This window comes from Streptomyces albus subsp. chlorinus, from assembly GCF_013302895.1.
GTDB classification, from domain to species: Bacteria; Actinomycetota; Actinomycetes; order Streptomycetales; family Streptomycetaceae; genus Streptomyces; species Streptomyces chlorinus.
The window spans coordinates 6059034-6064399 of sequence record NZ_VJOK01000001.1 but is presented as its reverse complement, the minus strand read 5'-3'; the positions used below and the strand labels follow the sequence as shown (position 1 = coordinate 6064399).

The 5366-nt window shown below is 76.7% G+C and carries 4 protein-coding genes and 2 pseudogenes; 4 read left to right on the top strand and 2 right to left on the bottom strand.

What is annotated here, in order from left to right:
* Positions 1–34: 34 nt before the first annotated feature.
* Positions 35–902: pseudogene (locus FM076_RS26290) on the top strand (hypothetical protein).
* Positions 903–923: 21 nt separating this feature from the next.
* Here the strand turns inward: FM076_RS26290 and FM076_RS26285 are convergent.
* Positions 924–1781: a GntR family transcriptional regulator gene (locus FM076_RS26285; protein ID WP_173873378.1), complete on the bottom strand. Its 858-nt coding sequence runs from the start codon at positions 1779–1781 to the stop codon at positions 924–926.
* 262 nt (positions 1782–2043) lie between these two features.
* Between FM076_RS26285 and FM076_RS26280 the strand changes: the two genes are divergently transcribed.
* The 3 genes from FM076_RS26280 to FM076_RS26270 all read left to right on the top strand — a co-directional run bounded on the left by FM076_RS26280 (position 2044) and on the right by FM076_RS26270 (position 4957).
* The gene (locus FM076_RS26280; RefSeq protein WP_173873377.1) at positions 2044–2895 is read left to right on the top strand and encodes a (2Fe-2S)-binding protein; all 852 of its coding nucleotides are present in this window, start codon (positions 2044–2046) and stop codon (positions 2893–2895) included.
* Positions 2896–3110: 215 nt separating this feature from the next.
* Positions 3111–4316 carry a DUF2637 domain-containing protein gene (locus FM076_RS26275; RefSeq protein WP_173873376.1) on the top strand — a complete coding sequence of 402 codons (1206 nt, stop codon included), beginning with the start codon at positions 3111–3113 and terminating at the stop codon, positions 4314–4316.
* Between the two features lie 179 nt (positions 4317–4495).
* Positions 4496–4957: a MerR family transcriptional regulator gene (locus FM076_RS26270; protein WP_173873375.1), complete on the top strand. Its 462-nt coding sequence runs from the start codon at positions 4496–4498 to the stop codon at positions 4955–4957.
* 54 nt (positions 4958–5011) lie between these two features.
* Here the strand turns inward: FM076_RS26270 and FM076_RS26265 are convergent.
* A pseudogene (locus tag FM076_RS26265) lies at positions 5012–5366 on the bottom strand (protein phosphatase 2C domain-containing protein); the annotation flags it as partial.

The following is a 5366-nucleotide window of genomic DNA, read 5'->3' as shown; positions in this document are numbered from 1 at the left end:
CGCGCTTGGGGAGGGCACTGTGGCGGACACCGCCATGTCACGTTCCGGAAGGCTGGATCCCGCGACTCCCTCGGACGGCGAGGGCCCCCCTCCGGCGACGGGCCCCGACAGCCCGCTGGGCCGCGCCGTGTGGCGGCTGCGCTCGCGCGGCTGCTGGGAGGACGCCGCGGCACTGCTGGCCCCGTACGCCGACACCCACCCGCGGGCGGCGGTGGGACGGGCGGCGCTGCTGGTGGAGCGGTGCATGTACACGGGCGACGGCTGGGCGGCGGCCGAGGACGCGCTGCGTGCCGCCGAGGCCGTGGCCCAGGTGGACGACGACCGCGGGGCAGCCGCCTGCGAGCGGGGCCAGCTCGCCTACGCCGCCACCGTACTGGGCATACGCGAGCCGGACGGACGAGGCCCGCGCGGCCCTCGGCAGGGCCGCCGCGCTGCTGGAGCCCGACGCGCCGGGCCGCGCGCTGCTGGACTACCGGCGCGGGCTGCTGGCCGAGAACCTGAGCGACACCCCGGAGTCGGCCCGCGCCGCCTACCGCAGGGCGCACGCGGGGGCCACCGCGCGCGGTGACCTGCTGCTGTGCTCCTCCACCTGGCGGCACCTGGCCGGGATGGCGGCCCGCGAGGGCGAACTGGCCGAGGCGCGCCACGGTTTCGCCGAGTCGCTGCGGCTGCGGGAGGAGCTGGGCTTCCTCGTCGGGATGGCGCCGGCGCTCGCCGCACTCGCGGATGTGCAGCCGGAACCGGAGGCGACCCGGCTGCGCGAGGAGGCCGGGCGGCTCTTCCGGCTGCTGGGCGGCGTGCCGGCCTGGCTCGCGGACCACCTGCCGGCCCCGGGGCCGGACGCCGCGGGACCGCGTGCGGGCGGACCGCGCGCGGACGGACCTGCCCCCGCCGGGCGGTAGGGCGGTAGCACGCGGCGCCGCTCAGAAGTGGCCGCGCACCAGGCGTTCGACGGCGGGCAGGTCCTGCTCCGCGAGGGCGTCCAGCAGGGCGAGGTGGTCGGCCGCCTCGGCGAGGAGATCGGTGGTGCGGGGCGCGGGCGCCGCGCGCAGCGCCGACAGGTGCGCCCTGCGCTGCACGTCCTCCGCGACGGCGACCAGCTGCCGGTTGCCCGTCAGCTCCAGCAGGGCGCGGTGGAAGGCGCGGTCGGCCTCGGCGTAGGCGCCGCGGTCGCCCCGTGCCGCCGCCCGCCGGGTCTCCTCCGCGAGCGGGCGCAGCTCCTCCCAGCGCCCCGCCGGGAGGGTCCGCGCGAGGGACAGTACGGCGGGCACCTCCAACAGGGCGCGGACCTCGGCGAGTTCGGTCAGGTCGCGGGGGTCGTGCCGGACCACGCGGAAGCCCCGGTTGGGCACCGTCTCCACGGCGCCCTCGCTCACCAGTACCTGCATGGCCTCCCGTACGGGGGTCGGGGAGACGCCGAAGCGGTCGGCGAGCGCGGGCGCGGAGTACACCTCGCCCCCGGCCAGTTCGCCGGAGAGCAGCGCCGCGCGCAGGGCGGCGAGGATCTGGTCGCGTACGGAGTGGCGCCGCGGCACCACTTTGGGCGCGGCGGGCCCGCTGTGGGTGTGCTCCCCGCGGGCCGCGGACCGGCCGCCGGACGGGCCCCGGCCAACGTCCCGGGGAACAGCGCCGGTTCCGGAACCGGAACCGGACGCGGAGGCTCCGGCAGCGGACCCGGCGGCCCGTGGCGCGGCGGCCCGCACCTCCCGGGCAGCGGCCCGCGCGGTACGCGTGGTGTGCGCGGCGTGCGCGGTGTGCGCCTCGGCTCGGCTCGGCTCCATCGGTCCCCCAGCGCCCTCGGTTCGCTCCTGCCCACGCGGCGGCACACGGGCTGTTCCGGTCCGTCCGCGGCCCGGGGCAGCGGACGGCGCGCGGCCCGGCACCGGCGTGTGCGCCCGGCGCCCGGATGCGCGTCGCTCCGGAGGCGCGGCGCTCCCGGAGGCTCGCGCAGCACGATAGGCCGACGTGCCGGGAGATCAAACTTCGGAACCCATCAGTTAAGGTAAGGCTTACCTGCTCACGATCGTCGAATCGGTGGTCCTCATGGCCGTGCCCACCCTCGCCCGCGTAGCCCCTGACGTCTCCCCTTTCCACGCGGCGTACACACGGCTGACCGAGGTGTTCCCGTCGCTGGGTGTGACCGAGACCACGGCTCGTGAATCCCTTCCCAAGGGCCCCGGCTGGGTACGGGCGAGCGAGCTGGCGGCCGGCTCGGAGGCGCTGGACGCCTTCCTCGCCTGGGACGAGGAGCAGATCCTGCGGGACTACGGGCGGCCCGGCCGCCCGGACGTGATCGCGAGCTTCGGGCTGCACCGCTACGCCTGGCCCGTCTGCCTCCTGATCACCATCCCGTGGTTCCTCCAGCGGAGAGTGCCCCGGCTGCCCGCCGAGGCGGTGGCCTTCCAGCGCTCGCTGGGCCGGCTGGCGGTCCACATCGAGGAGTTCGCGTGCCTGCCCGACGACCCGGCGGCCGATGCCCCGGGCGCCCGGGTGGTGCCCGACGAGGAGGCGCTGCGCGCCGAGGTCCGCGGGGCGGTCGCCGACCACCTCGCGCCGGTCCTGGAGGGGTTCAGGCCCCGGATGCGGCGCGGCGCGCGGGCGCTGTGGGGCATGGCCACGGACGAGATCACCGAGGGGCTCTGGTACCTGGGGCACCTGCTGGGCGAGGAGCCGCGGGCCATGGAGGAGGCCGGGCGGCTGCTGCCGGGCGCGCTCGAGCCGTTCGCCCGGCCTGCGGGCTTCCGCCGGCTGACGGGCCCGGCCGGCGAGGCGCTCACCACCCGCGACCGCGCCAGTTGCTGCCTCTTCTACACCCTGCGCCCCCAGGACACCTGCGTCACCTGCCCCCGCACGTGTGACGCGGAGCGTGTCGAACGAATGACCGCGCTTGGCTGAGCAGTTCGACCCCGCGCACCCCGGCCGGCGCCCCGCACCCCCTTTTCGCGTTCACTTGCCCCGAAACCCCCCGGACGGCCGGGACTCTCCCGTAAGGATGCTCGGCGACAGCTAGGAAGCCAGAGCGCGAGCGCGGCACGCTCCCGCGTACGGACGCGACCCGGAGGGCCGCTCACGTGCGCCTCCGCGAGGCCGTGCGGCAAGGGGCACACCCGATGAGACTGACCGACATATCGCTGAACTGGGTGCTGCCGAGCGCCGTGCTGCTCATCGGCACCCTGACCGCGGTGCTGGTGATGGCGCGGTCGCGCCGCCACGGCGCCCCCGCCGACGGCGACACGGCCGGCACGGCACCCGGAGCACCCGCGGCCCCCGACTCCCGGGAGCGCCTGGAGGAGCGGCGCCGCCGCAAGGAGACCCTGTACGCGACGGCCGCCTATCTGCTCCTGTTCTGCTGCGCCGCCGTGGCCGCCGCGCTCTCCTTCCACGGACTCGTCGGCTTCGGCAGGCAGAACCTGGGGCTGAGCGGCGGCTGGGAGTACCTCGTCCCGTTCGGGCTGGACGGCGCCGCCATGTTCTCGGCCGTGATCGCGGTGCGCGAGGCCAGCCACGGCGACGCCTCGCTCGGTTCCCGCCTGCTGGTGTGGATCTTCGCGGGCGCCGCCGCGTGGTTCAACTGGGTGCACGCGCCGCGCGGCGCCGGGCACGACGGCGCCCCGCAGTTCTTCGCGGGCATGTCGATCTCGGCGGCGATCCTGTTCGACCGGGCGCTCAAGCAGACGCGCCGGGCCGCCCTCCGCGACCAGGGGCTGGTGCCGCGCCCGCTGCCGCAGATCCGCATCGTCCGCTGGCTGCGGGCACCGCGCGAGACCTTCGGCGCCTGGTCGCTGATGCTGCTGGAGGGCGTACGGACGCTGGACGAGGCCGTGGACGAGGTCCGCGACGAGCGGCGCCGGCGCGAGCGGGAGCGGATGCGCCGCAGGGACCAGGAGCGGCTCGACCGGGCACGGGTCAAGGCCCTCAACCGGCAGCACCGGCTGTGGAGCCGGGGCCGCGCCCATCCTGCCCCGGACCCGGTCCGGGAGGTGCCCGCACGGACCGTGGACGTCGAACTCGCGGCGCCCGCACCGGTCGCCGAGGGCCCGGGCCCGGTGTCGGCTCCGGGACCGGTCCCGAACCCGGGCCCGGCGGCGGCACCCGGCCGGCCCGCTCTCCAGGCCCTCCTGGACGACGGGGCGGCCACGCGGCGGCGCGGCGACCTCACGGAGGGCCGGGAGCCGCGCGAGGCGAGCGGGGCCCGTGAGACCCGCGAGTCCCGTGGGAGCGGAGGCGGGTCCGCCGGTCACGACAAGAACGGGGCCAGCCCCCGGCTCGACACACTGGAGGAGAAACTCGCCGAGATCGAGCGGCAGTTCGGCTGACGACCGTCCGGCAACGGACGGTCCACCCCCGCCGGTGCGGTACGGCGCCTGACCGGTCAGGCGCCGTACCGCACCGGTGCGTCTGTCGCACCGGTGTACGAGGCCGGGACCGGGCACGCGTTATGCTCGGTCTCCTCCCAGGAGGACGCGGGTCGGGCCGAGGTTGGTGAGGCGGTCGCATGCGGATCGGAGAGCTGTCGCAACGCACCGGTACGCCCCGGAGGCTGCTGCGCTACTACGAGGAGCAGGGGCTCATCGCCGCCGAGCGCTCCCCCAACGGCTACCGGGACTACGACGAACGGTTCGTCGACCGTGTCCTCCAGATCAGGGGGCTGCTGGACGCCGGGCTGCCCACCCGGATCATCCGGCAGATCCTGCCCTGCCTCGACAAGCCCCGCGTCATCCACTTCCGCGACGCCACCCCGGAGATGCTCGCCACCCTGGAACGCGAACTGGAGCGGATGACCGCACGCGTGGAGTGCCTGACCCGCAACAGGGACGCCATCGCCGCGTACCTGGAGGAGGTACGCGCCACCCGTGCCCCGCAGCCGCCCGAGGAGTCCGGCACGGAGGCACGGGGGGAACCGCGGGCGGAGGCGGCGGAGGCGGAACGCGCGACGGACATGGTGCCCTCCTCCTGAAGCGGGGTGCCGCGAGTCGCCCGGCCGGGGCACCGCGGGCGGCACGGCCGTCCCTCAGCCCGCCGTCCCCCGGGCCTCCCAGACGGTGGCGGCGGTGCGGTCGGCCTCGTGCTCCCCGGCGCCGTCCTCCAGCGTGGCGGGGTACCCCGCGAGCGCGGGCGGGTCGGCCCAGCGGGCGGCCAGCCGGTCCGCGAACGACGGGTCGGCACGCAGCGGTTCGGCCAGTCCCGCGCCGCACAGCAGCAGGATGTCGCCGGGCTCGGCGGCGCACACGGTGAACCGGAACGGCTCCGTACGGGCTGCCGGGTCGGGCTCCGGCACGGCGAAGCCGTCACGGGCCGGGGCGGCGCCCGCCGTCCGGCCGCGTCCGGGCTCCGGCGGACCGGCGGCCGGGGGCGCGAGCGTGCCC

Coding starts and splice junctions, on each gene's coding strand:
- FM076_RS26285 (WP_173873378.1), bottom strand. CDS start 1,781: ATGGAGCCGAGCCGAGCCGAGGCGCACACCGCGCACGCCGCGCACACC.
- FM076_RS26280 (WP_173873377.1), top strand. CDS start 2,044: ATGGCCGTGCCCACCCTCGCCCGCGTAGCCCCTGACGTCTCCCCTTTC.
- FM076_RS26275 (WP_173873376.1), top strand. CDS start 3,111: ATGAGACTGACCGACATATCGCTGAACTGGGTGCTGCCGAGCGCCGTG.
- FM076_RS26270 (WP_173873375.1), top strand. CDS start 4,496: ATGCGGATCGGAGAGCTGTCGCAACGCACCGGTACGCCCCGGAGGCTG.